Origin of the sequence: Devosia sp. XGJD_8, assembly GCF_046614475.1 — a bacterium.
Lineage (GTDB): Bacteria > Pseudomonadota > Alphaproteobacteria > Rhizobiales > Devosiaceae > Devosia.
Genome location: NZ_JBKJHF010000001.1, coordinates 2,432,272 through 2,458,787, shown reverse-complemented (window position 1 = coordinate 2,458,787; position 26,516 = coordinate 2,432,272). Strand labels below are relative to the sequence as shown.

Below are 26,516 nucleotides of genomic sequence, written 5' to 3'. Positions count from 1 at the left end.
TGTCATGCTGGACACCAGAACGCCTCTCGTCGAAATGAACGACATTTCGATTTCTTTCGGCGGCATCCGTGCCGTGGACCACGCTTCGATCGACCTCTATCCGGGGGAGGTGGTGGGCCTGCTTGGGCACAATGGTGCCGGCAAGTCGACGCTGATCAAGATACTGTCGGGCGCCTACAAGCGCGACACCGGGTCGATCCGCATCGACGGCCAGGACGCCACGATCAACAATCCGCGCGATGCCAAGAGTTATGGCATCGAGACGATCTATCAGCAGCTTGCCGTGGCCGACAATGTCGACGCCGCCGCCAACCTGTTCCTGGGCCGCGAGATCACCACGCCCATCGGCACGCTCGATGATGCCGCCATGGAGTCCAAGGCGCGCGAGGTCATGGGGCGGCTCAACCCCAACTTCCGCCGCTTCAAGGAGCCGGTGAAGGCGCTTTCGGGCGGCCAGCGCCAGTCGGTGGCCATTGCCCGGGCGATCCTCTTTAACGCGCGCATCCTGATCATGGACGAGCCTACGGCGGCGCTTGGTCCGCAGGAGACGGCGCAGGTGGGGGACCTGATCAAGCAGCTCAAGGCCGATGGCATCGGCATCTTCCTCATCAGCCACGATATCCATGACGTGTTCGACCTCGCCGATCGGGTCGTGGTGATGAAGAATGGCCAAGTGGTGGGCAGCGCCCGCACCAGCGACGTCAGCAAGGATGAAGTGCTCGGCATGATCATCCTGGGCAAGGTGCCGCCCGGCGCCACGCCGGGTCCGGGAGCCATTGCCGGCTGACCGCGTTGTGACGCTGCGTATGCAGCGTCACCGTGGTCCCATGCCCGCAACCAAGAAACGTCCGCCTTCCCCGCCAGCGTCGGTGCTTGACCGGCTCATGCCGCGCCATGCGCCGTTCTACTTCGGCCTGGCCGCCGGCGTCGTCGCCCTGGTCATCTCGCTCATCCTGCTGCCCAAATTCGCGGTGTCGATCGGGGCCAATACGCTGTTCGTGGTCTATCTGGCGCTGGCGGCCATCAAGCTGCCGCGGCTCAGTGCCGACTATCTGCATGCCCATGCCAAGGATGAGGATACGCCGGTGGGCGGCATCTTCCTGGTCGTATTCATCGTGGTGCTGGCGTCGGTCGTCTCGTTGTTTCTGGCGCTCAATGGCGAACAACCCGATCCCGCCGAAGTCGTCCTGAGCCTGGCATCGGTGCTGCTGGGCTGGTTCACCGTCCAGGCGGTTGGCGCCTTCCACTATGCCTATGAATACTACCAGGCGCCCGAGGCGAGCGGGACGGGCAAGCGGCAGATCGTGGGCGGGCTGGACTTTCCGGGCGAGGAAGAGCCGGACGGCACGGCCTTTGTGTACTTTTCCTTTACCGTCGGCACGTCGGTTGCGACGTCGGACACCAAGCTGACCTCGAACGCCATGCGCCGCCGGGTGACGGTGCACCTAGTCTTCTCCCACCTCTACAACACCATCATCCTGGCCGCCGCCGTGAATGTGATGATGACGGTGGGCGGGGGAGGTTAGCGCCGGGTTGCCGCTGGGCGGCGTGCATGGCACACCATGGCAAAAGACAGGCCAAGGAGAATCCCGTCATGAAGACCCGCGCCGCCGTTGCCTTCCAGGCTGGCAAGCCGCTTGAAATCGTCGAGGTCGATCTCGACGGCCCCAAGGCCGGCGAGGTGATGATCGAGATCAAGGCCACCGGCATCTGCCATACCGATGACTTCACCCTGTCGGGCGCCGATCCGGAAGGGCTGTTCCCGGCTATTCTGGGCCATGAGGGCGCCGGCGTCGTGGTCGATGTCGGGCCGGGCGTCACCAGCCTCAAAAAGGGTGACCACGTCATCCCGCTCTACACGCCCGAGTGCCGCGAATGCTATTCGTGCCGCTCGGGCAAGACCAATCTCTGCACCGCCATCCGCGGCACGCAGGGGCAGGGGCTGATGCCCGACGGCACCTCGCGCTTCTCCTTCGAGGGCAAGCCGATCCACCACTATATGGGCTGCTCCACCTTCTCGAACTTCACCGTGCTGCCCGAGATCGCCGTGGCGAAAATCGACGCCTCGGCGGCCTTCGACAAGGTCTGCTATGTCGGCTGCGGCGTCACCACCGGCATTGGCGCCGTCATCAACACCGCCAAGGTCGAAATCGGCGCTACCGCCGTGGTCTTCGGCCTCGGCGGCATCGGCCTCAACGTGATCCAGGGCCTGCGCCTGGCCGGCGCCGACATGATCATCGGCGTCGATCTCAACAATGACAAGAAGGCGTGGGGCGAGCGCTTCGGCATGACCCACTTCGTCAATCCCAAGGAAATCGAGGGCGATATCGTCCCCTATCTGGTCAACCTCACCAAGCGCCGGGGCGACCTCATCGGCGGGGCCGACTACACATTCGACTGCACCGGTAACACCACGGTTATGCGTCAAGCGCTCGAATGCAGCCATCGCGGCTGGGGCAAGTCGGTGGTGATCGGGGTGGCCGGAGCGGGCCAGGAAATCTCTACCCGCCCATTCCAGCTGGTCACCGGCCGCACCTGGATGGGCACCGCCTTTGGCGGCGCCAAGGGCCGCACCGATGTGCCGAAAATCGTCGACTGGTATCTCGACGGCAAGATCGAGATCGATCCGATGATCACCCATACGCTGCGGCTGGAAGACATCAACAAGGGGTTCGAGATGATGCATTCCGGTGAAAGCATCCGCAGCGTGGTCGTCTACTAGAGGCCACCGCAACCCAGCCGGACGCAGCAATGGTCCTACCTTCCGACCATCTCTTTGTCGTCACCGGCGCTCCAGGCGCCGGCAAGACGACCTTGCTGGAGGCCGCCGCGGCCCAGGGTGTGCCCGTGGGCCGGGAGGCGGCGCGGGGTGTCATCCAGGCGCAGAGCGCCATCGACGGGCCGGCCCTGCAATGGCGCGACAGTGCCCGCTTTGCCGACCTGATGCTGGACCGGGATATCCAGAGCCATGCGGCGCTGCTGTCCGGCGCCCGGCCCGCCCTGTGCGATCGGGGCATCCCGGACCTTATCGCCTATGGCCGCATCATGGGGTTGGCCGAAACTGGTCATTTCGAGCGCGCGGCTAGGCTCTATCGCTACAACAGGATCGTGTTCTTCGCGCCGCCCTGGCGCGAGATTTTTGTCACCGATGCCGAGCGGATCGAGGGCTGGGAGCATGCCCAGCGCATATACGAACCGATGCGTGACGCCTATGTCGAGATGGGCTATCGCATCGTGGAACTGCCCAAGGCGCCCGTCGCCGAGCGGCTTGCCTTCGTGCTGGAAACCATCGCCCATGCCTGAGCCGACCATTTTCGTCGATGCCGATGCCTGCCCGGTCAATGACGAAGCCATGCGCGTGGCCGAGCGGCTAGGACTGGTCGTCACCTTTGTCAGCAATGGCGGCATTCGCCCGTCGCGCGATCCGATGGTGCAGGTCGTCGTGGTGCCGGCCGGGGCCGATGCGGCGGACGACTGGATCGTCGAGCATGCCGCGGCCAATGACATCGTGCTCACGGCTGACATTCCGCTGGCCAGCCGGGCCATCGACAAGGGCTGCCATGTGCTGGGCTTTACCGGCAAGCCCTTTACGCCCGCTTCCATCGGCATGGCCCTGGCCATGCGCGACCTCAACCAGCACCTGCGCGAAACCGGCGAAAGCAAGGGCTACAATGCCAGCTTCCGCCCGGCCGATTGCTCGGCCTTCCTCAGCGCACTCGATACGCTGGGGCGGAAGGCGAAGCGGGGCGCCTGACGGTCGCGTTGGCCAGTATTCCTCTGTCGCCAACTGATGCAATCAAATAAAATTGGACTCCTCTCTGAATCTGAGCAAGTAATGCTTGTGTTCAGTGGGGAGGCTTGCATGAGGAAACTTGCATTCTTGTTGATGCTGTCGCTGTCGGCCTGCGTCAAGCCGCCGGTGCACGAGCAGGCTGCTGTGCCTTCGAGGGAGGATGCTGTGCAGGTGGCACAAGCTGGCTCGCCAAGCAGCTGCAACGGCCAAGTCACATCGGCGGGGGAGCAATCGGGTCTCCGCCTTGCCGATGGGAGTTTCGCAGTCTGGAGCAACCTCAACATCAATATTGATGGTTCGGCGAGAGCCTATCATCCGCTCAACCGATCGGGTGGAGCGCTCCTTCATTTGTGCGTCGGCGGGCGGGTCTATCTCCCGGACGGATCGACCTATAATGCGTCTGCGAGCAACACAGTGTGCACCGGTCGTTTCATGGACGACTATGAGAGAATTCGGGCGGCGGGTTGGACTGATACCAGTGTTGGCGTGATCGATTGGTTCGGCGTCTATGCCACGGGATCGGTGAGGATCGGTGGGCGCACGGTCGACAATGTGGTCCCTGTGGAACAGCCGGACGGCTCAGGGTTCTACGTTTCTGCTACCGCGCTTTACGATGCCAGCTACCCCGAGGCCGACCAGCGACGATACGTGGAGCCTCTGACGGTGCCCGCTTCGGTTGTCTCACGGGACTTGGCGCGACAGGGGGTGGTGCAGGGTTCTGCTGGCGTGGCGATCCGAGCGGACAAGAAGATTGCGGTCCCCTTCATCGTGGGAGACATTGGTCCACGGATCGGTGAAGGAACGCCTGCCTTGGCCCGTCAGCTTGCTGGCTTGCCCATCGATACTAGGATTACATATGAGCAGCGCTATGCCGGCATAGTTGGTGAGTCCGACGTGCTCTATGTGTTCTTTGGGGGGCGGAAACTCTCTCCGCCCTATGACATGAGCACAGTTGCTGCGACCACTCAGCGAGCCTATTCAGCATGGGGCGGGCAAGATCGCTTGCTGTCATGTCTGGATCAGCCGGCCATACCCCGGAGCTGACGCAGCCTATTCTTCGTCGTCCTCGACATCGGTCAGATAGACCGAGATCTCGATGTCGATGCCGTAGCCGCCAATGGCTGCGGCGACATGGGCGGGGAGGCGGGCGGACATGGCTTCGCCCTGTTCGGGATAGTCGAAGGCGATGTCCAGCACCGCCTTGCCGATGCGGCGGTCATCGAGCATGGCGGCGATGGCCGGGCCGGAGCGCTCGGCCAGTTCCAGCAGGGCGCGTACCGGATTGGCAACGGGAATATCGACCTGGGCGTAGAAGCTGTCCTGCGCGTCTTCCGGCTCGAAGCGGCTGGTCAACTGCTTGAGCGCGCTATCGAGCGCCAGCTGTTGCTGGGCGGCGCCGGACAGGCGGCCGGTGGCGTCAGCATCAAGCTGCGCCAGCGTCACGCCGGATAGTCGCAGGGCTATGGCGAAGGGCGAAAACTGGCTCATCAGACCCGTCCGGCAGTGGCCGCAAAGAGCGCGATGGCGGCGGCGTTGGAAACGTTGAGCGACTTGATCGGGCCGGGCATGTCCAGCTTGACCATCTCGTCGCAGAGCTCGCGGGTGCGCTGGCGCAGGCCCTTGCCCTCGGCACCCATGACGATGGCCATGGGCTGATCACCGGTGCGCGGCTTGAGCTGATGTTCTGATTCAGAATCAAAGCCCAGCACCAACATGCCTCGGGCCTTGAGCTTTTCCAGTGCGTCGCCCAGGTTGCGGACCTCGATCATCGGCACGAGGTCGAGTGCGCCCGAGGCCGATTTGGCCATGACGCCGGTCTCACGCGGCGAATGGCGCGCCGTGGTGATGACGGCATCGGCGCCAAAGGCGCAGGCCGTGCGCAGGATGGCGCCGACATTGTGCGGATCGGTGATCTGGTCGAGGACAACTACCAATTTGAGCGGGTGGATATCGTCCAGCCCGAAGCGGCTCACCGGATCGACCTCGAGCGCGGCGCCCTGGTGCACGGCGTCGTCGCCCAACAGCTTGTCGAGCTCCTTGGGCGTGGTCTCCTTGACCGGCACCTTGCCGATCTCGCCGGTCTCCTTGAGACGCATCAGCGCATTGGGCGTGGCCAGCAGCACCTTCTTGATGCGGTTCTTGTTGTCCAGCGCGGCGCGCACAGTGTGCAGGCCATAAAGATAGACCGGACCGTCATCGGGATTGTAGCGCGGCTTGGGCGGAAATTTATTGAAGCTCATGGCGCCAGCCGTAGCGCCTTTGTGGCGGGGCAGCAAGCGGCTCGCCTGCGCTGTCGCGCCGGTGCCAGCAGTTTTGCATCATGGGGAAGGGCGATGGTGGAGGGGACTGGATTCGAACCAGTGTACGCTAAGCGGTCAGATTTACAGTCTGATGGATTTAACCACTCTCCCACCCCTCCACTACAACGTCGCTTGGGTAGGAAACGAAGCGCCGGGGCGTTTCGTCCGGGCGGTTTATGGTGGTCTCATGACAGAGTGTCAACACCCCTTCCACAATGGCTCCCAAAAAAGCCTGCGGCGCGGCATGTCCCGCGCCAATGCGGCTGGAGACACCCCCACCCGGTTTTGCCGCCCGGGCTTGTCGGGCAGGGGCCGAATAGTTGCGAAAAGGGATATGGCAGAGGCGCTGCAAGGGGTTGCCAGCCGGCGGCGTGACGGGCTATTGCCTAGTTCGTCGGTCACCGACCGGGCGGGTATAGCTCAGTGGTAGAGCAGCAGCCTTCCAAGCTGAATATGCGGGTTCGATTCCCGCTACCCGCTCCAAAATCCCACAAGTTCAGCATCGAATGACCGGGCCCGGTACCGCAAATGCGACCGGAGCCGGTCGGCATGCTCATGCGGATTCTGCATCGCTGAGAGGGTGGGAGCCCACCACTCCCGCGGAACTTCGATTCTACAGCCAGCCGGACAGCACGCCGGCACCGCCCAGGGCAAAAAGGCCGCCGGCGAGCTGGGCCACGAGCTTGCCGTGGCGGCCGATGATTCTGGCGATGCCCGCGGTCGCTGCGAGGCCGGAGAGGTGGAGCAGGGCGGTCGCGGCAAGGAAGCCGGCGGCATAGGTGAGGCCGCTATTGTCGGCCGGCATTTCGGCGCCATGCGCGTGACCGTGGAAGACGGCGAAGGCGCCGACCAGGCCCATGGCCAGGGCAACCGGCATGGGCCGGCCCATGGCCGCCACGGCGCCGATGACGATGCTGGAGAGCGCAATGCCCAGCTCGACGAAGGGCAGGTCGACCTGCAGAAGGCCGAGGCCGAAGCCGGCCAGCATCATGCCGACAAAGCTCAGCGGCACCAGCCATAGCGCCCGCCCGCCCAGCACATAGGCAAAGACGCCGACCGCGATCATGGCCAGCACATGGTCGAGCCCGCCGATGGGATGCTCGAAGCCATGCATGAAGCCGACGGCATGGCCGGCGCCGGTATGGGCCATGGCCAGGGTGGGCGTGAGGGCCAGAACGGCCAGTGCGAGCATAAAACGCATCGTCATCCTTCCGGGACCAGTCGTCCCTGAGTGATCATTGTCGGCACCCGCCGAAGCTTCCACAAACTCGCGCTCCATTTATTGGCCACGGAGACTGCCGTTGTAAATGGTGATCGTTCCGCAGCTCCCATGCGTTAGGGAGAGAAGCCCTCGTTCATTTCGACGAGGGAGTTGCAGAGGTTTGTCGTGCTTGTTTTGATTTTTCTCGTGCTGTTGCTGCTGCTGGTGCAGGTTTCGCTGCCGGGGCGTCTGTTGACTGAGCAGGTCGGTGTCGATGCTCAGGTCGGCCCGCGGGACGATCTGCCCGAGCCCAGCCGGGATCTGGCGCGCTCCCGCCGGGCCCTGGGCAATCTGCAGGAAACGCTGCCAGTCTTTCTGACGCTGGCGATCCTCTCGATCGTGCTTGATGAGCAGGGCTGGCTGTCGCTGGCCGGGGCAGGGCTGTTTCTGGTGGCGCGGGTGGCGCATGCCTATTGCTATATGAGGGGTCTGTCGCCCTGGCGGTCGATCAGCTTCCTGGCCGCCCTTGTGGGGATGCTGCTGATGGTGATTCCCCTGGTGCCGCATATCTGGCGCTAGGCTGCAAAGGGGTCTTGCGAAACGCGGTCTTTGCCACTAAACACACCCTCGCCTGAAGGGGTTTAGCTCAGTTGGTAGAGCATCGGTCTCCAAAACCGAGGGTCGTGGGTTCGAGTCCCCCAGCCCCTGCCAGGCATTTTCCAGACATCGCGATGTTTACCCGGCCGTGATCGCGGCCGGTGGCGTGACGCCAGTGGCCACGCGTCCGTGGGCATCGCCCCTTTTCCCATCCGTATTCACCCGCCTTACCGGCCAAAGCAGCCGGCTGCATAAATTTCCCATCGCGATGCCATCGATGGGGGAATGGCCCAATGCAGACGCTGCAGATCCAGAAAGCCCTGAAGCAGAATGGGTTCGATCCCGGTCCGCTTGATGGCGTGCGGGGTGCGTCCACTGTGGCCGCCATCATGGCCTATCAGCGCGCCAACGGATTGGTGGTCGATGGCGTGGTGGGGCCGGCGACAGCCGCCAGGCTGTTTGACAGCAAGCCGCCGGCGGACGTGTCGTCCCTGCCGGGGCAGGCCCTTCCCTGGATGATCGGGGCCGAGGACCTGCTGGGGGTCAAGGAGGACACGTCCGACGCCGACAATCCGCTGATCATGGGCTGGGCCAAGACGCTCAAGATCAGCTATGCCAATGACGAGACGGCGTGGTGCGGCCTGTTCGTCGCGCATTGCATCGGCACCAACCTGCCCAATGAACCGCGCCCAAACAGTCCGCTGAGCGCCCGGGCCTGGCTGAAGTTCGGCAAGGCGACTTCCGCCCAGTTCGGGGCAGTTATCGTCTTCTGGCGCGGCTCGCCCGGCGGCTGGCAGGGCCATGTCGGCTTCTATGTGGGCGAGGATGACAAGGCCTATCACGTCCTGGGCGGCAACCAGAGCAACCGCGTCAGCGTGGCCCGCATGCCCAAGGGGCGGTTTCTGGGCGCCCGCTGGCCGTCGCAGGTGGCCGACCCCAAGGCTGGTCCCCGCTGGCTTGACGCGCAGGGTGCGCTATCTCACAACGAGGCCTGAAGCGGCATTCTTGCTGCGCGCTGTTGCATTTGTGCGGGACTTTCTCTAGATAGCGCATTCCAGCCGTGCGGGACTCCTGCGCGGCCTTTGGTTTTGCACCAAAACACCAAAGAGTAGATTCGCTGATGGCCCGTACGAACCCGATCCAGTTCCTGCAGCAAGTCCGGCAGGAAACCGCCAAGGTCACCTGGCCGGGCCGCAACGAGATCCTGATCTCCACGATCATGGTCCTCGTGCTGGTCGCGCTGGCGAGCCTGTTCTTCCTTTTGGCCGACCAGGTCATTTCGTTTCTGGTCGGACTGATGCTTTCGATCCGCTGAGCGGGTCCCGAACACTATTATACTAGGAGCGGCGACGCTTAATGGCCAAGCGCTGGTACATCGTTCAGGCTTACAGCAATTTCGAGCGCAAGGTGGCGGAGGATATCCGCCAGAAGGTTGCGCAGAAAAAGCTCGAGCATCTGTTTGAGGACGTGATCGTTCCGACCGAAAAGGTCGTCGAGATCCGTCGCGGCCGCAAGGTGGATGCCGAGCGCAAGTTTTTCCCGGGCTATGTCCTGGTCAAGATGGACATGACCGACGAGGCGTTCCACCTGATCAAGAACACGCCCAAGGTCACCGGTTTCCTCGGCTCGGACAACAAGCCGATGCCGATCTCGGAAAAGGAAGCTATGGCCATCCTGCAGCAGGTGCAGGAAGGCGTGGAGCATCCCAAGCCGTCCGTCTCGTTCGAAGTGGGCGAGAATGTGCGCGTGTCCGATGGCCCCTTCGCCAGCTTCAATGGCGTGGTGGAAGAAGTCGACGAAGAGCGCGCCCGCCTCAAGGTGGAAGTGTCGATCTTCGGTCGCCCCACTCCGGTGGAACTCGAATACGGTCAGGTCGAAAAGGTCTGACCATCCTCCTTCCGGCAAGTCGCCGGAAAACTGCCAGCATGCTGGCAGCAAATCTGTGGGAGAGGGCGGTTGCTGCCAAGCATCCGGACAAGCCTCAGACCACAGCGTCAAACGGTCCGCGTGACAGCGGGCGAATTTAGGGTGGCGCTGCGCAAGCACGCCAACTTCACTTAAGGACGATTATGGCAAAGAAAATCGTTGGCTACGTAAAGCTGCAGGTGCCCGCGGGCTCCGCGACGCCGTCCCCGCCGATCGGGCCGGCTCTCGGTCAGCGCGGCCTGAACATCATGGAATTCTGCAAGGCGTTCAATGCCGCCACGCAGGAACTGGAAAAGGGTTCGCCCATTCCGGTCGTGATCACCGCCTATGCCGACAAGAGCTTCACTTTCGAGATGAAGCAGCCGCCGGTCACCTACTTCATCAAGAAGGCCGTCAACCTGAAGTCGGGCAGCAAGCTGCCGGGCAAGGAATCGGCTGGCACGATCACCACGGCTCAGCTCCGTGATATCGCCGCCAAGAAGATGAAGGATCTCAACGCCGACAATATCGACGCTGCCGTGTCGATGATTGCAGGCTCTGCCCGTTCCATGGGCATTCAGGTCGAGGGCTGATAAATGGCTGGCAAGAAGATCACCAAGGCCCGCGAGGGCATCGACCGCAACAAGCTCTACAAGCTCGACGAAGCCATCAAGATGGTGAAGTCGCGCGCTTCCGCCAAGTTCGATGAAACCATCGAAATCGCGATCAACCTCGGCGTTGATCCGCGCCACGCCGACCAGATGGTCCGTGGTGTGGTGACCCTGCCCAACGGCACCGGCAAGACCGTGCGCGTGGCCGTGTTCGCCAAGGATGCCAAGGCTGACGAGGCCCGCAAGGCCGGTGCAGACATCGTTGGTGCCGAAGACCTGATGGAACAGATCCAGGCTGGCAAGATCGATTTCGATCGCTGCATTGCCACCCCGGACATGATGCCGCTGGTCGGTCGCCTGGGTAAGATCCTGGGCCCGCGCAACCTGATGCCGAACCCCAAGGTCGGCACGGTTACTCCCGATGTCGCCGGCGCCGTCAAGGCTGCCAAGGGTGGCGCCGTCGAGTATCGCGTCGAAAAGGCCGGTATCCTGCATGCTGGTGTTGGCAAGGTCTCCTTCTCGGAAGAAGCCCTGCTGCAGAACATCAAGGCGTTCACCGACGCCGTGCAGAAGTCCAAGCCTGCCGGCGCCAAGGGCACCTATGTGAAGCGCGTTGCCGTGTCTTCGACCATGGGTCCTGGCGTTCACGTCGAGCCCGCTTCGGCGATGTAATTCAGATTCCGGGCGGCTTCGGTCGCCCGGTCTTGTTCCTCGCAAGGGGGACATAAGTCCTGTCCGAGACTGCCGGTGCCAGCCGATTTGGGTTGGCTTAATGTCGCAAGATGCCAGCATAGATGGGGTGAAGACCGAAGTTTCCTGTCCGCAAGGGCAGGGTGATAGCGGTTCGAACCAGGCCAGTTGCCCTTGCGGGCAGCACGGTTGACAGGCGTTTAACCGTTGCTCCTCTCCTCCTTCTGGAGATCGGAGGGCAGCAATTGGCAATGGCCCGACTGACTTTCGTCGGGCTCAATGTGGAGACTAGCAGTGGAAAGAGCGGAAAAGCGTGAGCTTGTCGCATCGCTTCAGTCAGCCCTTACGGGCGCTGGATCGATCGTCCTCGCGCAAAATGCCGGTCTGACCGTGGCCAATCTGGAAGCCCTTCGCCGCGAGGTGAAGGCTGCCGGTGGTCACGTGAAGGTCGCGAAGAACCGTCTTGCCAAGCTTGCTCTTAAAGAAACCGACAATGCGGACATGTCGGCCCTGTTTACCGGGCCGATCGTCATCGCTTATGCGGCCGACCCCATGACTGCGCCCAAGATTGCGGCAAAGTTTGCTGAAAAGAACGCGAAATACGTCGTTCTTGGTGGCGCCATGGGCAAGACCGCGCTTGACGCGAACAACGTCAAGGCGCTGGCGACCATGCCTTCGCTCAACGAGCTGCGTGCAACGCTGGCCGGGATGCTCAAGCAGCCCGCTACGCGTATCGCGTCGGTCATCGTGGCGCCGGCAGGTGGCATCGCTCGTGTGTTGGCCGCTCATGCGGAAAAGAGCAACGAAGCAGCGTAACCCCCATCGGTCCTTCACAGGACCAATTCTGGTTTGAACTGAACACCTAAAAAGAGAGATTTATCAAATGGCCGATCTCGCCAAGATTGTAGACGACCTGTCTGCCCTGACCGTTCTGGAAGCTTCCGAACTGTCGAAGATGCTGGAAGAAAAGTGGGGCGTTTCCGCCGCCGCTCCGGTTGCTGTTGCCGCTGCTGGCGGTGGCGCTGCTGCTCCGGCTGCTGAAGAAAAGACCGAATTTGACGTGATCCTTGCCTCGTTCGGCGAGAACAAGATCAACGTCATCAAGGAAGTCCGCGCCATCACCGGCCTGGGTCTCGGCGAAGCCAAGGCTCTGGTTGAGGCTGCCCCCAAGGCCGTCAAGGAAGGTGTCAACAAGGCTGAAGCCGAAGACATCAAGAAGAAGCTGGAAGACGCCGGCGCCAAGGTCGAATTCAAGTAATTTCGATCCCTGCCTTGAAATTTGCGAAATGGCGCGCTATGTGCCATTTCGCTACTTCGTCTCTACGAGATGATTCGCCGGACCGATTGGATGGGTCCAGGCGCCAATTTGCGGAAATAATGACGATCTGGATGTCTCAGGCTTGCTGACGCCTCTTTGACCTCGGGCGCCCTTTGGGCGCCGTGGGGCTTTTTGCGTTGCTGCCATTTGCCGATATCCGCTTCCCTGCGACAGGCTTGGGGAAGTGGCGAGACATGCAGGAGCCTGCAAAGAATTGACTACCGGGCATATATCCCGAGACCCGACGGCTGATAGTCGGATCTTTGGATATCTGCCTCCGAGACAAATCGCAAAGAAACAGGAGCTTTCATGGCTACCACGTTCAACGGCCGCCGCAAGGTTCGCAAGTCCTTCGGTTCCATTCGCGAAGTCACGGAGATGCCAAACCTGATCGAGGTCCAGAAGGCCTCCTATGATCAGTTCCTCCTCGTTGACGAGCCCAAAGGTGGCCGTCCCGATGAGGGGCTTCAGTCCGTGTTTCGTTCGGTCTTCCCGATCACCGACTTTTCGAACACTGCATCTCTCGAATTTGTGAAGTACGAATTCGAGCAGCCGAAATACGACATCGATGAGTGCCGTGCGCGCGACATCACATTCGCTGCCCCGCTCAAGGTGACGCTGCGCCTGATCGTGTTCGAGGTGGACGAGGAAACCGGCGCCCGTTCGGTCAAGGACATCAAGGAGCAGGACGTCTATATGGGCGACATGCCCTTCATGACGTCGAACGGCACCTTCATCGTCAACGGTACCGAGCGCGTTATCGTCAGCCAGATGCACCGTTCACCTGGCGTGTTCTTCGATCACGACAAGGGCAAGACCCATTCGTCGGGCAAGCTGCTGTTTGCCGGCCGCATCATTCCCTATCGCGGCTCCTGGCTCGATATCGAATTCGATGCCAAGGACGTGGTGTTCGCGCGTATCGATCGCCGCCGCAAGATCCCGGTGACCAGCCTGCTCAAGGCTCTGGGCATGGATACCGAAGAGATCCTGCGCACCTATTACAATACCCTGCAGTACGAAAAGACCGACAAGGGCTGGCGCGTTCCCTACGACGCCGAGAAGTGGAAGGGTGCCAAGCCGTCCCACGACCTGATCGACGCCAAGACGGGCGACGTGGTGCATGAAGCCGGCAAGAAGCTCTCGGCCCGCCAGGCCAAGAAGCTTGCCGAAGGCGGCCTGACGCACCTGCTCGCGGTCAACGAAGACCTCTATGGCATGTATGTCGCCGAGGACCTGATCAACATGAAGACCGGCGAGGTCTACATGGAGGCAGGTGACGAGCTCGACGAGAAGACCCTGACCAAGATGATGGATCTGGGCTTTGACGAGCTGCCGATCCTCGATATCGACCACATCACCATCGGCGCCTATATCCGCAACACGCTGGCCGTGGACAAGAACGAGTCGCGTGAAGACGCGCTGTTCGACATCTACCGCGTCATGCGTCCCGGCGAGCCGCCGACCGTCGATACCGCCGAAGCCATGTTCCAGTCGCTGTTCTTCGACAGCGAGCGCTATGACCTGTCGGCCGTCGGCCGCGTCAAGATGAACATGCGCCTCGAACTCGACGCCCCGGACACCATGCGCACGCTGCGCAAGGAAGACATCGTCGAAGTCGTCCGCACCCTGGTCGACCTGCGCGATGGCCGTGGCGAAATCGACGACATCGACAATCTCGGCAACCGCCGCGTTCGCTCCGTCGGCGAACTCATGGAAAACTCCTATCGCCTTGGCCTGCTCCGCATGGAACGCGCCATCAAGGAGCGCATGAGCTCGGTCGAAATCGACACGGTGATGCCGCAGGACCTGATCAACGCCAAGCCGGCTGCCGCCGCCGTGCGTGAATTCTTCGGCTCCTCGCAGTTGTCGCAGTTCATGGATCAGACCAATCCGCTCTCGGAAATCACCCACAAGCGTCGCCTGTCGGCGCTTGGGCCGGGTGGTCTCACCCGCGAGCGTGCGGGCTTTGAAGTCCGCGACGTGCATCCGACCCACTATGGCCGTATCTGCCCGATCGAGACGCCGGAAGGCCCGAATATCGGTCTGATCAACTCGCTGTCGACCTTCGCCCGCGTCAACAAGTACGGTTTCATCGAGACCCCGTACCGCAAGATCGTGGACGGCGTGCTGACCGAGGACGTGGTCTATCTCTCCGCCATGGAAGAGGCCAAGCACTACGTCGCCCAGGCCAACGTGCAGTTCAACAAGGACGGCACGCTGCAGGACGATCTGGTCGTGGCGCGCCATGCCGGCGACAACGGCCTGACGCCCAAGGAAAACGTCGACCTTATGGACGTTTCCCCCAAGCAGATGGTTTCGGTCGCTGCCTCGCTGATCCCGTTCCTCGAGAACGACGACGCCAACCGTGCTCTGATGGGGTCGAACATGCAGCGTCAGGCTGTGCCGCTGCTGCGTGCCGAGGCTCCTTTCGTGGGCACCGGCATGGAAGCGGTCGTGGCCCGTGACTCCGGCGCCGCCATCGTGGCCAAGCGCAAGGGCATTGTCGATCAGGTGGACGCCACCCGTATCGTCGTGCGCGCCACCGAAGAGACCGATGCCTCGCGTTCAGGCGTGGACATCTACAACCTGATGAAGTTCCAGCGGTCGAACCAGTCGACCTGCATCAACCAGCGCCCGCTGGTTGTGGTTGGCGATCACGTCAACCAGGGCGACATCATTGCCGATGGTCCGTCGACCGAGCTGGGCGATCTGGCTCTGGGCCGCAACGTGCTCGTCGCGTTCATGCCCTGGAATGGCTACAACTTCGAAGACTCCATCCTGCTCAGCGAGAAGATCGCCATGCAGGACGTCTTCACCTCGATCCATATCGAGGAATATGAAGTGATGGCCCGCGACACCAAGCTTGGTCCTGAGGAAATCACCCGCGACATTCCGAACGTTTCGGAAGAAGCGCTGAAGAACCTCGACGAAGCCGGTATCGTGCACATTGGTGCCGAGGTTGCCCCTGGTGACATCCTCGTCGGCAAGATCACCCCCAAGGGTGAATCGCCGATGACCCCGGAAGAGAAGCTGCTTCGCGCCATTTTCGGCGAGAAGGCATCTGACGTCCGTGACACCTCCCTGCGCGTGCCGCCGGGCGATGCTGGTACTGTTGTTGAAGTGCGCGTGTTCAATCGCCACGGCATCGACAAGGACGAGCGCGCCATGGCCATCGAGCGCGAGGAAATCGAGCGTCTCGCCAAGGACCGTGACGACGAGCAGTCGATCCTCGACCGCAACGTCTATGCGCGTCTCAAGGAAATGCTGTTCGGCAAGTCGGCTACGGCCGGCCCGAAGGGCTATGTCGTGGGCACCAAGCTCAACGACCAGATGTTCGAGGCCCAGCCGCGGTCGAAGTGGTGGCAGTTCGCGGTCGATGACGACAAGGTCATGACCGAGATGGAAGCCCTGCACGCCCAGTACGAGGAAAGCCGTCGTTTGCTCGAGCAGCGCTTCATCGACAAGGTGGACAAGCTGCAGCGCGGTGACGAACTTCCGCCGGGCGTGATGAAGATGGTCAAGGTCTTCATCGCCACCAAGCGCAAGATCCAGCCGGGCGACAAGATGGCCGGCCGTCACGGCAACAAGGGCGTGGTTTCGCGCATCGTTCCCGTGGAAGACATGCCGTACCTCGAAGACGGTACGTCGGTCGACATCGTGCTCAACCCGCTCGGCGTGCCTTCGCGCATGAATGTGGGCCAGATTCTCGAGACTCACCTGGGCTGGGCTTGTGCCGGCATGGGCAAGAAGATCGACGAGATGGTCCGCATCTACCAGCAGAAGGGAGACCTCAAGCCGCTCCGCAAGGAAGTGGGCGAGCTGTTTGCCGGTGACGAGTCGATTACCGATCTGGACGATGACGGCCTGGTCCGCCTCGGCGAACACCTCTCCAAGGGCGTGTCGATCGCGACCCCGGTGTTCGACGGCGCCAAGGAAGCCGACATCGTCGAGATGCTGGAACGCGCGGGTCTCAAGGGCTCTGGCCAGTCGACCGTCTATGACGGCCGTTCGGGCGAGCAGTTCGATCGTCAGGTGACGGTTGGGTATATCTATATGCTCAAGCTCGACCACCTGGTGGACAACAAGATCCACGCCCGTTCGATCGGCCCGTACTCGCTGGTTACCCAGCAGCCGCTGGGCGGCAAGGCCCAGTTCGGCGGCCAGCGCTTCGGCGAGATGGAAGTGTGGGCTCTGGAAGCCTATGGCGCGGCGTATACGCTCCAGGAAATGCTCACCATCAAGTCGGACGACGTTGCTGGTCGTACCAAGGTCTACGAAGCCATCGTTCGCGGCGACGACACGTTCGAAGCGGGCATCCCCGAGAGCTTCAACGTTCTGGTCAAGGAAATCCGTTCGCTCGGTCTCAATGTCGAACTCGACATGCGCGAGATCGAATCCGACGGCAGCCAGGCCGAAGCGGAGCTCGCACCTCCTCAGGAAGCGGCGGAGTAATCCGGCACTTCCTACCCCCATTCATTTTCCGTTCAGGCTCGTGACGAAATCACGGCCTGGGCGGATAGAGGAGAGAATTGATGAATCATCATTCCCACGTCATGGACCCGTTTAACCCGGCCGTTCCGGTGCAGACCTTCGACCAGATGAAGATCTCCATCGCCAGCCCGGAGAAGATCCTGAGCTGGTCCTACGGCGAGATCAAGAAGCCCGAGACCATCAACTATCGTACGTTCAAGCCTGAACGCGATGGTCTGTTCTGCGCGCGCATCTTTGGCCCCGTGAAGGACTATGAATGCTTGTGCGGCAAGTACAAGCGCATGAAGTTCAAGGGCGTCATCTGCGAGAAGTGCGGTGTCGAAGTCACCCTGAGCCGCGTCCGCCGCGAGCGCATGGGCCACATCGAACTCGCCGCCCCCGTCGCCCACATCTGGTTCCTGAAGTCCCTGCCGTCCCGTATCGCGCTGCTGCTCGATATGACGCTCAAGGACATCGAGCGCATCCTGTATTTCGAGAACTACGTCGTTCTCGATGCTGGCCTCACGCCCTTCACCCAGCACGAGCTGCTGACCGAAGAGCAGTTCCTCGACGCCCAGGACGAGTATGGTGCCGACAGCTTCACCGCCAAGATCGGCGCCGAAGCCATTCGTGACATCCTGCTCGCGCTCGATCTCGAGAAGATCGCGGCAGACCTGCGCGTGGAAATTGCTGAGTCCACGACTGAACTTAAGCCCAAGAAGCTCGCCAAGCGCTTGAAGATCGTCGAGCAGTTCATCGTCTCGGGCAACAAGCCCGAGTGGATGATCATGACCGTCATTCCGGTCATTCCGCCCGAGCTGCGTCCGCTGGTGCCGCTGGATGGTGGCCGCTTCGCCACGTCCGATCTGAACGACCTCTATCGTCGCGTCATCAACCGCAACAACCGGTTGAAGCGCCTGATCGAGCTCCGTGCGCCTGACATCATCATCCGCAACGAAAAGCGCATGCTGCAGGAAGCTGTGGACGCGCTGTTCGACAACGGTCGTCGTGGCCGCACTATTACCGGTGCCAACAAGCGTCCGCTGAAGTCGCTGTCCGACATGCTCAAGGGCAAGCAGGGCCGCTTCCGCCAGAACCTGCTCGGCAAGCGCGTCGACTATTCGGGCCGTTCGGTCATCACCGTGGGTCCGAACCTCAAGCTGCACCAGTGCGGCCTGCCCAAGAAGATGGCGCTCGAGCTGTTCAAGCCGTTCATCTACAGCCGCCTTGAGGCGAAGGGTTTCTCTTCGACCGTCAAGCAGGCCAAGAAGCTGGTCGAGAAGGAAAAGCCCGAGGTCTGGGATATCCTGGACGAAGTGATCCGCGAGCATCCCGTTCTGCTGAACCGCGCTCCGACGCTTCACCGTCTTGGCATCCAGGCGTTCGAGCCCATTCTGATCGAAGGCAAGGCCATCCGTCTGCACCCGCTCGTCTGCTCGGCCTTCAACGCCGACTTCGACGGTGACCAGATGGCCGTGCACGTCCCGCTGTCGCTCGAAGCGCAGCTGGAAGCACGTGTGCTGATGATGTCGACCAACAACATCCTGCACCCTGCCAACGGCCAGCCGATCATCGTGCCGAGCCAGGACATCGTGCTGGGCCTCTACTACCTCTCGCTCATGAACGAGAAGGAGCCCGGCGAGGGCATGGCGTTCGGTTCCTATGCGGAACTCGAGCACGCGCTCGACAACAAGATCGTGACGCTCCACACCAAGATCAAAGGCCGTGTCGTCTCGTTCGATGAGAACGGCAAGGAAACTACCGAGATCGTGGAAACGACCCCGGGCCGCATGCTCATCGGGCAGATTTTGCCCAAGCATCCGGCAGTGCCGTTCTCGACGGCCAACCAGCTGATGACCAAGAAGATGATCTCCAAGATGATCGACACGGTTTACCGTGGCTGCGGTCAGAAGGAGACGGTCATTTTCTGTGACCGCGTCATGCAGCTCGGCTTCAAGAATGCTTGCGATGCCGGCATCTCGTTCGGTAAGGACGACATGGTTATCCCGGCCTCCAAGTACACGATCGTGGAAGCCGCGCGTAAGCAGGTCGAAGAGTTCGAGCAGCAGTACAATGACGGCCTGATCACTCAGGGCGAGAAGTACAACAAGGTCGTCGACGCCTGGGCCAAGTGTGGTGACAAGGTTGCCGAAGAGATGATGGACGCGATCCGCAAGGTGCAGATCGACGAGGAGACCGGTCGTCAGAAGCCGATCAACTCGGTCTATATGATGTCTCACTCGGGTGCCCGCGGTTCGCCGGCCCAGATGAAGCAGCTTGCTGGCATGCGCGGCCTGATGGCTCGTCCCGACGGCTCGATCATCGAGACCCCGATCACGGCCAACTTCAAGGAAGGCCTCAACGTTCTCGAGTACTTCAACTCCACCCACGGTGCCCGTAAGGGTCTGGCGGATACGGCGTTGAAGACCGCGAACTCGGGTTACCTGACCCGTCGTCTGGTCGACGTGGCGCAGGACGCGATCATCGTGTCGACCGATTGCGGCACCGAGCGTGGCCTGACCATGGAGCCGATCGTCGATGCCGGCCAGATCGTGGCCTCGATCGGCCAGCGCGTTCTGGGCCGCACGGCTGCGGATGATATCTTCCATCCGCTGACCGGCGACCTGATCGCCCCCAAGGGCACTCTGCTGGAAGAAAAGCATATCGACATCATCGAGGAAGCCCGGATCCAGTCGATCCGCATCCGCTCCCCGCTGACCTGCGACATGCGCCAGGGCACCTGCGCGGCCTGCTATGGTCGTGACCTTGCTCGCGGTACTCCCGTGAACATGGGTGAGGCTGTGGGCGTCATCGCCGCACAGTCGATCGGTGAACCCGGTACCCAGCTCACCATGCGTACGTTCCACATCGGTGGCACGGCGCAGGTGGTCGACAGCTCGTTCCTCGAGTCCGGCGCGGAAGGCACGATTGCCATCCGCAATCCGAACGTCGTCAAGGTCGAGGGCGGCAAGCTGGTCGTCATGGCCCGTAACGTGTCGCTCGCCATTCTCGATGCCGAGGGCAAGGAACGCGCCACCCACAAGGTGACCTATGGTTCCAAGCTTCTGGTCAAGGAAGGCGACGCGGTTCGTCGCGGTCAGCGTCTGGCTGAATGGGACCCCTACACCCGTCCGGTTTTGGCCGAAGTCGAGGGCGAGGTCGTGTTCGAGGACCTGGTCGATGGTGCTTCTGTTGCGGAAAACACCGACGAGGCGACCGGCTTCACCAAGCGCGTCGTCATCGACTGGCGCACCAACCAGCGTGGCGAGGGCCTGAAGCCGGCCCTGGCGATCGCGCGTGGCGGTGCGGTGCAGAAGGTGGATCGTGGTGGCGAAGCCCGCTACCTGCTCTCCGTCGACGCGGTCATCGCGGTCGAGCCGGGCGAGAAGGTATCGCCGGGTGACGTGCTGGCGCGTATTCCGCTGGAAAGCGCCAAGACCAAGGACATCACGGGCGGTCTGCCGCGCGTGGCGGAACTGTTCGAAGCCCGTCGTCCCAAGGATCACGCCATTATTGCCGAAATCGACGGCACGATCCGCTTCGGTCGCGACTACAAGAACAAGCGTCGCGTGATTATCGAGCCGCATGAAGAAGGTGCAGATCCGGTCGAGTATCTGATCCCCAAGGGCAAGCCATTCCACCTGCAGGAAGGCGATGCCATTGAAAAGGGTGAGTATATCCTCGACGGCAACCCGGCGCCGCATGACATTCTGGCCATCAAGGGCGTGGAAGAGCTTGCTCGTTACCTCGTCAATGAAATCCAGGAGGTCTATCGTCTGCAGGGCGTGCTGATCAACGACAAGCACATCGAGGTGATTGTTCGCCAGATGCTGCAGAAGGTCGAGATCGTGGATCCAGGTGATACCGGGCTGCTCAAGGATGAGCAGCTGGACAAGCTGGACTTTGACGAGCTCAACGATGCCCTGGTTGCTGACGGCAAGAAGCCGGCGACGGCCAATCCGGTGCTGCTCGGCATCACCAAGGCGTCGCTGCAGACCCGGTCGTTCATCTCGGCTGCCTCGTTCCAGGAAACCACCCGCGTCCTTACGGAAGCGGCAGTGTCCGGCAAGGCTGATCTGCTTGAAGGCCTTAAGGAAAACGTCATCGTCGGCCGCCTGATCCCGGCGGGTACCGGTGCCGGTATCTCCTCGGCCAAGCTGATCGCGACCAAGCGCGACGACCTGATCCTGGACGAACGCCGCCGTCAGGCGTCGACCGTCAAGATCGCGGCGCCGGCTGCCGAATAGGCGACGGCATCAGCAATAGAATGGGGAAGGGGCCTTCGGGCCCCTTTCTTTTTGCCGCGGGCAGGGGGCAGCCTGCCGCCAGAATTCGGGCAATTCGCTTGCAGCATGCTGGCGGTTTTCTTGCGTTTTCGGCGTGACTGGCGTCCGGACGTGAAAAGGGGCCCGAACGGGCCCCTGATCCAATCCAAAAAATCCGGCAGCGTCACTTATAGCCGACATGCTCGGAAAACTGCCCGACCACCATGTTCCAGAGGCCGAACTGGGAATCGAGGTACTCGGCGGTGACGCCCTGGACCAGGTCGACGTCCATCTCGATGCAGGCGTCGTCATCGGGGTCGAGATAGGCGCGGCTGAAGCGCTTGTTGTAGTTCCAGTCGTTGATCAGCTCGAGCGAGGGCTTGAGATCGAGAAAGCCGAGATAGAAGTTGAGGTCCTCGCAATCGGTGTTGTCGGTGCAGTTGCGGAAATAGACCTGGTAGGTGATGCCCTCGATCTTGCCGGTGATCTGCGGATCGCCGTTGCTCTGGGTGGTGAGCGTCGCCGAACCGTAGCCGCGCGCCGCATTGAGGATTTCATCGGTGTCGGCACCGGTCAGCAGCGTCTGGGCCTGGGCCGACATGGTGGCCGCGAGCGCGAGCGCTCCGGCGGCAATTACTGACATGAGCTTCAATCGGATTCTCCCTTGACCGGTACACATCCATCCGGTTGTGCCCCAATTGGTGACTGCCGGGAGGACGGTCGTTCGCAATTTGGTGGCGCAAAGACGCATCGGCGCCTTGACCGGGGCAAGAGAGGGCAGGGGAATGATCGGCCGATTTTGCGCCCGAGACTGCAAGAGCATTGCAAGCCCCTGCATGGCTCCATCGCGGTTTTTTCACGAAAGAATCCTTGACGCGCGGGAGAGTCGGCTCTAAACAGCGCCTACCTAAGCGGTCGGTCGTGATTGTCACACCGGGTTCCTGCCATCTTGTGCGGGCATCCAGGACACTCAAACACACTGTCGGGTAACTAGACGAAGCAAATCCTTGTGCGCATGACTGCCCATTTCTTGGGTGGTCCGCTGCAATAAAGGCGCCGCCGTACTCCTTAGGGAGGTCGGATGAGCGCCGTTTTGGTTTGCTTTTCTAGACCGCAATGAATTTTGGACGATGGAAAGAGCGCAATGCCCACCATTAATCAGCTGATCCGCAAACCACGCGCCAGCAAGCCAAAGCGGAACAAGGTTCCGGCCATGGAAGCAAACCCGCAGAAGCGCGGCGTTTGCTCTCGCGTCTATACGACGACCCCGAAGAAGCCGAACTCGGCTCTGCGCAAGGTCGCCAAGGTTCGCCTGACCAATCAGCGCGAAGTCATTTCGTATATTCCGGGTGAAGGCCACAACCTGCAGGAGCACTCCGTGGTCCTGATCCGTGGCGGCCGCGTTCGCGACCTTCCGGGCGTTCGCTATCACGTGCTCCGCGGTGTCCTCGACACGCAGAGCGTCAAGGACCGCAAACAGCGCCGGTCCAAGTACGGCGCGAAGCGTCCGAAGTAAGGAGATCGAGATATGTCCCGTCGTCACCGCGCAGAAAAGCGCGACGTCATTCCGGACGCCAAGTTCGGCGATCTGGTCCTTACCAAGTTCATGAACTCGCTCATGAAGGACGGCAAGAAGTCGGCTGCCGAAAGCATCGTCTATGGTGCCTTCGAGATCGTCGAAGCCAAGAGCAAGCAGGACCCGATCACGGTGTTCCACACGGCTCTGGACAACATCCGTCCGTCCGTCGAAGTCCGGTCGCGCCGCGTTGGTGGTGCAACCTACCAGGTTCCGGTCGAAGTCCGTACCGATCGTCAGCAGGCCCTGGCCATTCGCTGGCTCATCGAGTCCGCCCGCAAGCGCGGTGAGAACACCATGCGTGAACGCCTGTCCGGCGAGCTCATGGATGCCCTCAATGGTCGCGGCCAGGCCGTCAAGAAGCGCGAAGATACGCACCGTATGGCTGATGCCAACCGTGCCTTCTCGCACTACCGCTGGTAGTAGGAGCGCCCAATGGCACGCGAATACCCAATTCCGCTGTATCGTAACTTCGGCATCATGGCTCACATCGATGCTGGCAAGACGACCACGACCGAACGCATTCTCTACTACACCGGCAAGTCCCATAAGATCGGCGAAGTCCACGACGGCGCTGCGACCATGGACTGGATGGAGCAGGAGCAGGAACGCGGCATCACCATCACGTCCGCCGCGACCACCACGTTCTGGAAAGACCGCAACGGCGTCCAGCACCGCTTCAACATCATCGACACCCCCGGCCACGTGGACTTCACCATTGAAGTCGAGCGTTCGCTGCGTGTGCTCGACGGTGCCGTGGCCCTGCTCGATGCCAATGCCGGCGTTGAGCCGCAGACGGAAACCGTCTGGCGCCAGGCCGACAAGTACCATGTTCCACGTCTCATCTTCGTCAACAAGATGGACAAGATCGGCGCCGATTTCTATCGCTGCGTCGAGATGATCGGCACGCGCCTCGGCGCCAAGGCCGTTCCTGTCCAGCTGCCGATCGGCGCCGAGAACGAGTTCAAGGGCGTCGTCGACCTGATCGAGATGAACGCACTCGTCTGGCGCAATGAAGAGCTGGGCGCCCAGTGGGACGTCGTAGAGATCCCGGACGACCTCAAGGTAGCTGCAGCGAAGTATCGCGAGCAGATGATCGAGGCCGCCGTCGAACTCGACGACGACGCCATGGAAGCCTATCTGAACGGCGATCTGCCGAACAACGACACCATCCGTCGCCTGCTGCGTCGCGGCACGATCGATGCGAAGTTCTTCCTGATCTTTGCCGGCTCGGCATTCAAGAACAAGGGTGTGCAGCCCCTGCTCGACGGCGTTATCGACTTCCTGCCGGCTCCGAACGACGTTCCGGCCATCCAGGGCATCGACGCCAAGACCGAACAGCCGATCGAGCGCCATGCCGATGACAGCGAGCCGCTGTCGATGCTGGCCTTCAAGATCGCCAACGACCCGCATATGGGCTCGCTGACCTTCTGCCGCATCTACTCGGGTCACATCGAGCAGGGCGCCATGCTGGAAAACACGGTCAAGGAAAAGCGCGAACGCGTTGGCCGCATGTTCCAGATGCACGCCAACAGCCGCGAGCAGATCTCGGAAGCCTTTGCTGGTGACATCGTCGCCATCGTCGGCCTCAAGGACACCACCACGGGTGACACGCTTTGTGCGCAGAACTCGCAGGTCATCCTTGAACGCATGATCTTCCCAGAGCCGGTTATCGACATCTCGGTGGAACCCAAGTCCAAGGCCGACCAGGAAAAGATGGGCCTCGCGCTCAACCGCCTGGCTGCCGAAGACCCGTCCTTCCGCGTCAAGACCGACGAAGAATCCGGCCAGACCATCATTTCGGGCATGGGCGAACTTCACCTCGACATCCTCGTCGACCGCATGCGTCGCGAGTTCAAGGTCGAGGCCAATATCGGCCAGCCGCAGGTGGCTTACCGCGAAACCATCACCAAGTCGGCCAATGTGGACTATACCCACAAGAAGCAGTCGGGTGGTTCGGGCCAGTTTGCTCGCGTCAAGCTCAGCGTTGAGCCGGGCGAAGTCGGCAAGGGCCTGGAATTCGTGAACGCCGTCGTCGGCGGTTCGGTGCCCAAGGAATACATCCCGGGCGTCGAAAAGGGCGTGAAGTCGGTGATGGCTTCCGGTCCGTTGATCGGGTTCCCGATCGTGGACGTCAAGGTGACGCTCACCGAAGGCGCCTATCACGACGTGGACTCCTCGGTCCTGGCCTTCGAAATCGCCGGTCGTGCGGGCTTCAACGAAGCCCTGCGCAAGGCGTCGCCGAAGATCCTCGAGCCGATCATGAAGGTTGAAGTTGTCACGCCAGAAGACTACATGGGCGACGTCATCGGCGACCTGAACTCCCGTCGTGGTCAGATCCACGGCACGGAAGGCCGTGGTGTCCTCCAGGTCGTGAATGCCTACGTGCCGCTCGCGAACATGTTCGGTTATGTGAACTCGCTGCGCTCCATGAGCCAGGGTCGTGCACAGTACTCGATGACGTTCGACCACTACGAGCAGGTCCCGCAGGCAGTCGCCGACGAAGTCCAGGCCAAATACGCCTAAGGCCGATAAAGCCTAAACAAGAAACTGAAACTCAAGGTTGGCCGCAGGGCTAACGAATACGGAGAGAAGCGATGGGCAAGGAAAAGTTTTCCCGCAATAAGCCTCACTGCAACATCGGCACCATCGGTCACGTCGACCATGGCAAGACCTCGCTGACTGCAGCGATCACCAAGGTCCTGGCTGAGACCGGCGGCGCAACCTTCAAGGCGTACGATCAGATTGACGCTGCCCCTGAAGAGAAGGCACGCGGCATCACCATCAACACCGCCCACGTCGAGTACGAGACGACCAACCGTCACTACGCTCACGTCGATTGCCCCGGCCACGCCGACTATGTGAAGAACATGATCACCGGCGCTGCCCAGATGGACGGCGCGATCCTGGTCGTGTCGGCTGCCGACGGCCCGATGCCCCAGACCCGCGAGCACATCCTGCTCGCCCGTCAGGTTGGCGTGCCGGCCCTGGTCGTGTTCCTGAACAAGTGCGACATGGTCGACGATCCGGAACTGCTCGAACTCGTTGAGCTCGAAGTCCGCGAACTGCTGTCGTCCTACGAATTCCCGGGCGACGACGTTCCGATCATCAAGGGCTCGGCTCTGGCCGCCCTCGAAGACAGCGACAAGAAGCTCGGCCACGACGCCGTTCTCGAGCTGATGGCTGCCGTCGACTCCTATATCCCGCAGCCGGAACGTCCGGTTGACCAGCCGTTCCTGCTCCCGATCGAAGACGTGTTCTCGATCTCGGGCCGCGGCACCGTGGTCACCGGCCGTGTCGAACGCGGTATCGTCAAGGTTGGCGAAGAAGTCGAAATCGTCGGCATCAAGGCAACCCAGAAGACCACCGTTACCGGTGTCGAAATGTTCCGCAAGCTGCTCGACTCGGGCCAGGCTGGCGACAACATCGGCGCGCTGATCCGTGGTATCGACCGCACTCAGGTTGAGCGCGGCCAGGTCCTCTGCAAGCCCGGCTCGGTTACCCCGCACACCGACTTCACCGCCGAGGTCTATATCCTGACCAAGGAAGAGGGCGGTCGTCACACTCCGTTCTTCGGCAACTACCGTCCCCAGTTCTACTTCCGTACGACTGACGTGACGGGCATCGTGACCCTGCCTGAAGGCACGGAAATGGTGATGCCGGGCGACAACCTGAACATCAACGTTCAGCTCATCGTTCCGATCGCCATGGAAGAGAAGCTCCGCTTCGCTATCCGTGAAGGTGGCCGTACCGTCGGCTCCGGCGTCGTCGCGACGATCCTGAAGTAAGC

24 protein-coding genes and 3 tRNA genes are annotated in these 26,516 nt (G+C 61.6%); 22 read left to right on the top strand and 5 right to left on the bottom strand.

Annotated features, from left to right (window positions below; all coding sequences use genetic code 11):
• The first annotated feature begins 4 nt into the window (after positions 1 to 4).
• From ACLI1C_RS11675 to ACLI1C_RS11650, 6 genes are all read left to right on the top strand, one after another.
• Positions 5 to 787: an ATP-binding cassette domain-containing protein gene (locus ACLI1C_RS11675; RefSeq protein WP_411397017.1), complete on the top strand. Its 783-nt coding sequence runs from the start codon at positions 5 to 7 to the stop codon at positions 785 to 787.
• A 97-nt stretch (positions 788 to 884) separates the two neighbouring features.
• A complete protein-coding gene (locus ACLI1C_RS11670; protein ID WP_411397015.1) occupies positions 885 to 1,526 on the top strand; it encodes a DUF1345 domain-containing protein in 642 nt (213 codons plus the stop codon).
• 68 nt (positions 1,527 to 1,594) lie between these two features.
• Complete coding sequence (locus tag ACLI1C_RS11665; protein ID WP_411397013.1) at positions 1,595 to 2,722, top strand: S-(hydroxymethyl)glutathione dehydrogenase/class III alcohol dehydrogenase; 1,128 nt, start codon at positions 1,595 to 1,597, stop codon at positions 2,720 to 2,722.
• Between the two features lie 29 nt (positions 2,723 to 2,751).
• A complete protein-coding gene (locus tag ACLI1C_RS11660) occupies positions 2,752 to 3,303 on the top strand; it encodes an AAA family ATPase (protein ID WP_411397012.1) in 552 nt (183 codons plus the stop codon).
• Positions 3,296 to 3,754 (top strand): YaiI/YqxD family protein, encoded by a 459-nt coding sequence (locus ACLI1C_RS11655; protein ID WP_411397010.1) that lies wholly within the window; start codon positions 3,296 to 3,298, stop codon positions 3,752 to 3,754. Before ACLI1C_RS11660 ends, ACLI1C_RS11655 begins: the two co-directional genes overlap by 8 nt.
• Positions 3,755 to 3,862: 108 nt before the next feature.
• Positions 3,863 to 4,837, top strand: coding sequence for a hypothetical protein (locus ACLI1C_RS11650; protein ID WP_411397008.1), 975 nt, complete (start codon positions 3,863 to 3,865; stop codon positions 4,835 to 4,837).
• Positions 4,838 to 4,843: 6 nt separating this feature from the next.
• Here the strand turns inward: ACLI1C_RS11650 and ACLI1C_RS11645 are convergent, their stop codons facing one another.
• The 3 genes from ACLI1C_RS11645 to ACLI1C_RS11635 form a co-directional block, all read right to left on the bottom strand.
• Positions 4,844 to 5,281: a hypothetical protein gene (locus ACLI1C_RS11645; protein WP_411397006.1), complete on the bottom strand. Its 438-nt coding sequence runs from the start codon at positions 5,279 to 5,281 to the stop codon at positions 4,844 to 4,846.
• Positions 5,281 to 6,033 carry a 23S rRNA (guanosine(2251)-2'-O)-methyltransferase RlmB gene (gene rlmB / locus ACLI1C_RS11640; RefSeq protein ID WP_411397005.1) on the bottom strand — a complete coding sequence of 251 codons (753 nt, stop codon included), beginning with the start codon at positions 6,031 to 6,033 and terminating at the stop codon, positions 5,281 to 5,283. Before rlmB ends, ACLI1C_RS11645 begins: the two co-directional genes overlap by 1 nt.
• A gap of 94 nt (positions 6,034 to 6,127) precedes the next feature.
• Positions 6,128 to 6,212: transfer RNA gene (locus ACLI1C_RS11635), tRNA-Tyr, on the bottom strand.
• 290 nt (positions 6,213 to 6,502) lie between these two features.
• Here ACLI1C_RS11635 and ACLI1C_RS11630 point away from each other — a divergent pair.
• Positions 6,503 to 6,576, top strand: a tRNA-Gly gene (locus tag ACLI1C_RS11630).
• Positions 6,577 to 6,706: 130 nt separating this feature from the next.
• Here the strand turns inward: ACLI1C_RS11630 and ACLI1C_RS11625 are convergent.
• A complete protein-coding gene (locus tag ACLI1C_RS11625; RefSeq protein ID WP_411397003.1) occupies positions 6,707 to 7,294 on the bottom strand; it encodes a HupE/UreJ family protein in 588 nt (195 codons plus the stop codon).
• A gap of 186 nt (positions 7,295 to 7,480) precedes the next feature.
• Here ACLI1C_RS11625 and ACLI1C_RS11620 point away from each other — a divergent pair, with 186 nt between their 5' ends.
• The 11 genes from ACLI1C_RS11620 to rpoC all read left to right on the top strand — a co-directional run bounded on the left by ACLI1C_RS11620 (position 7,481) and on the right by rpoC (position 21,132).
• Positions 7,481 to 7,873 carry an MAPEG family protein gene (locus ACLI1C_RS11620; RefSeq protein ID WP_411397002.1) on the top strand — a complete coding sequence of 131 codons (393 nt, stop codon included), beginning with the start codon at positions 7,481 to 7,483 and terminating at the stop codon, positions 7,871 to 7,873.
• A gap of 56 nt (positions 7,874 to 7,929) precedes the next feature.
• Positions 7,930 to 8,005: transfer RNA gene (locus tag ACLI1C_RS11615), tRNA-Trp, on the top strand.
• 179 nt (positions 8,006 to 8,184) lie between these two features.
• On the top strand, positions 8,185 to 8,886 hold the full coding sequence (locus ACLI1C_RS11610; protein ID WP_411397001.1) for a TIGR02594 family protein: 702 nt from the start codon (positions 8,185 to 8,187) through the stop codon (positions 8,884 to 8,886).
• Between the two features lie 125 nt (positions 8,887 to 9,011).
• Positions 9,012 to 9,206, top strand: a complete 195-nt coding sequence (gene secE / locus ACLI1C_RS11605; protein ID WP_332699158.1) for a preprotein translocase subunit SecE — start codon at positions 9,012 to 9,014, stop codon at positions 9,204 to 9,206.
• 41 nt (positions 9,207 to 9,247) lie between these two features.
• Positions 9,248 to 9,778, top strand: a complete 531-nt coding sequence (gene nusG, locus ACLI1C_RS11600) for a transcription termination/antitermination protein NusG (RefSeq protein ID WP_108459080.1) — start codon at positions 9,248 to 9,250, stop codon at positions 9,776 to 9,778.
• A gap of 182 nt (positions 9,779 to 9,960) precedes the next feature.
• The gene (gene rplK / locus ACLI1C_RS11595) at positions 9,961 to 10,389 is read left to right on the top strand and encodes a 50S ribosomal protein L11 (RefSeq protein WP_291361663.1); all 429 of its coding nucleotides are present in this window, start codon (positions 9,961 to 9,963) and stop codon (positions 10,387 to 10,389) included.
• A gap of 3 nt (positions 10,390 to 10,392) precedes the next feature.
• Positions 10,393 to 11,079, top strand: coding sequence for a 50S ribosomal protein L1 (gene rplA, locus ACLI1C_RS11590; protein ID WP_411396999.1), 687 nt, complete (start codon positions 10,393 to 10,395; stop codon positions 11,077 to 11,079).
• A gap of 312 nt (positions 11,080 to 11,391) precedes the next feature.
• Entirely contained in the window at positions 11,392 to 11,913 is a 522-nt protein-coding gene (rplJ, locus tag ACLI1C_RS11585) for a 50S ribosomal protein L10 (RefSeq protein WP_411396997.1), read from the top strand.
• Positions 11,914 to 11,980: 67 nt separating this feature from the next.
• Positions 11,981 to 12,355 carry a 50S ribosomal protein L7/L12 gene (rplL, locus tag ACLI1C_RS11580; protein ID WP_332699174.1) on the top strand — a complete coding sequence of 125 codons (375 nt, stop codon included), beginning with the start codon at positions 11,981 to 11,983 and terminating at the stop codon, positions 12,353 to 12,355.
• A gap of 369 nt (positions 12,356 to 12,724) precedes the next feature.
• Positions 12,725 to 16,867 carry a DNA-directed RNA polymerase subunit beta gene (gene rpoB / locus ACLI1C_RS11575; protein WP_411396995.1) on the top strand — a complete coding sequence of 1,381 codons (4,143 nt, stop codon included), beginning with the start codon at positions 12,725 to 12,727 and terminating at the stop codon, positions 16,865 to 16,867.
• An 80-nt stretch (positions 16,868 to 16,947) separates the two neighbouring features.
• The gene (rpoC, locus tag ACLI1C_RS11570; RefSeq protein ID WP_411396993.1) at positions 16,948 to 21,132 is read left to right on the top strand and encodes a DNA-directed RNA polymerase subunit beta'; all 4,185 of its coding nucleotides are present in this window, start codon (positions 16,948 to 16,950) and stop codon (positions 21,130 to 21,132) included.
• 202 nt (positions 21,133 to 21,334) lie between these two features.
• Here the strand turns inward: rpoC and ACLI1C_RS11565 are convergent, their stop codons facing one another.
• Positions 21,335 to 21,793 (bottom strand): YbjN domain-containing protein, encoded by a 459-nt coding sequence (locus tag ACLI1C_RS11565; protein WP_411398308.1) that lies wholly within the window; start codon positions 21,791 to 21,793, stop codon positions 21,335 to 21,337.
• 501 nt (positions 21,794 to 22,294) lie between these two features.
• Here ACLI1C_RS11565 and rpsL point away from each other — a divergent pair.
• The 4 genes from rpsL (at position 22,295) to tuf (ending at position 26,514) form a co-directional block, all read left to right on the top strand.
• Complete coding sequence (gene rpsL, locus ACLI1C_RS11560; protein WP_035080811.1) at positions 22,295 to 22,666, top strand: 30S ribosomal protein S12; 372 nt, start codon at positions 22,295 to 22,297, stop codon at positions 22,664 to 22,666.
• A 12-nt stretch (positions 22,667 to 22,678) separates the two neighbouring features.
• A complete protein-coding gene (gene rpsG / locus ACLI1C_RS11555; protein ID WP_411396990.1) occupies positions 22,679 to 23,149 on the top strand; it encodes a 30S ribosomal protein S7 in 471 nt (156 codons plus the stop codon).
• 12 nt (positions 23,150 to 23,161) lie between these two features.
• Positions 23,162 to 25,252 (top strand): elongation factor G, encoded by a 2,091-nt coding sequence (gene fusA, locus ACLI1C_RS11550; protein ID WP_411396988.1) that lies wholly within the window; start codon positions 23,162 to 23,164, stop codon positions 25,250 to 25,252.
• Positions 25,253 to 25,323: 71 nt separating this feature from the next.
• Positions 25,324 to 26,514, top strand: coding sequence for an elongation factor Tu (gene tuf, locus ACLI1C_RS11545; protein WP_316354692.1), 1,191 nt, complete (start codon positions 25,324 to 25,326; stop codon positions 26,512 to 26,514).
• The last annotated feature ends 2 nt before the right edge of the window (positions 26,515 to 26,516 follow it).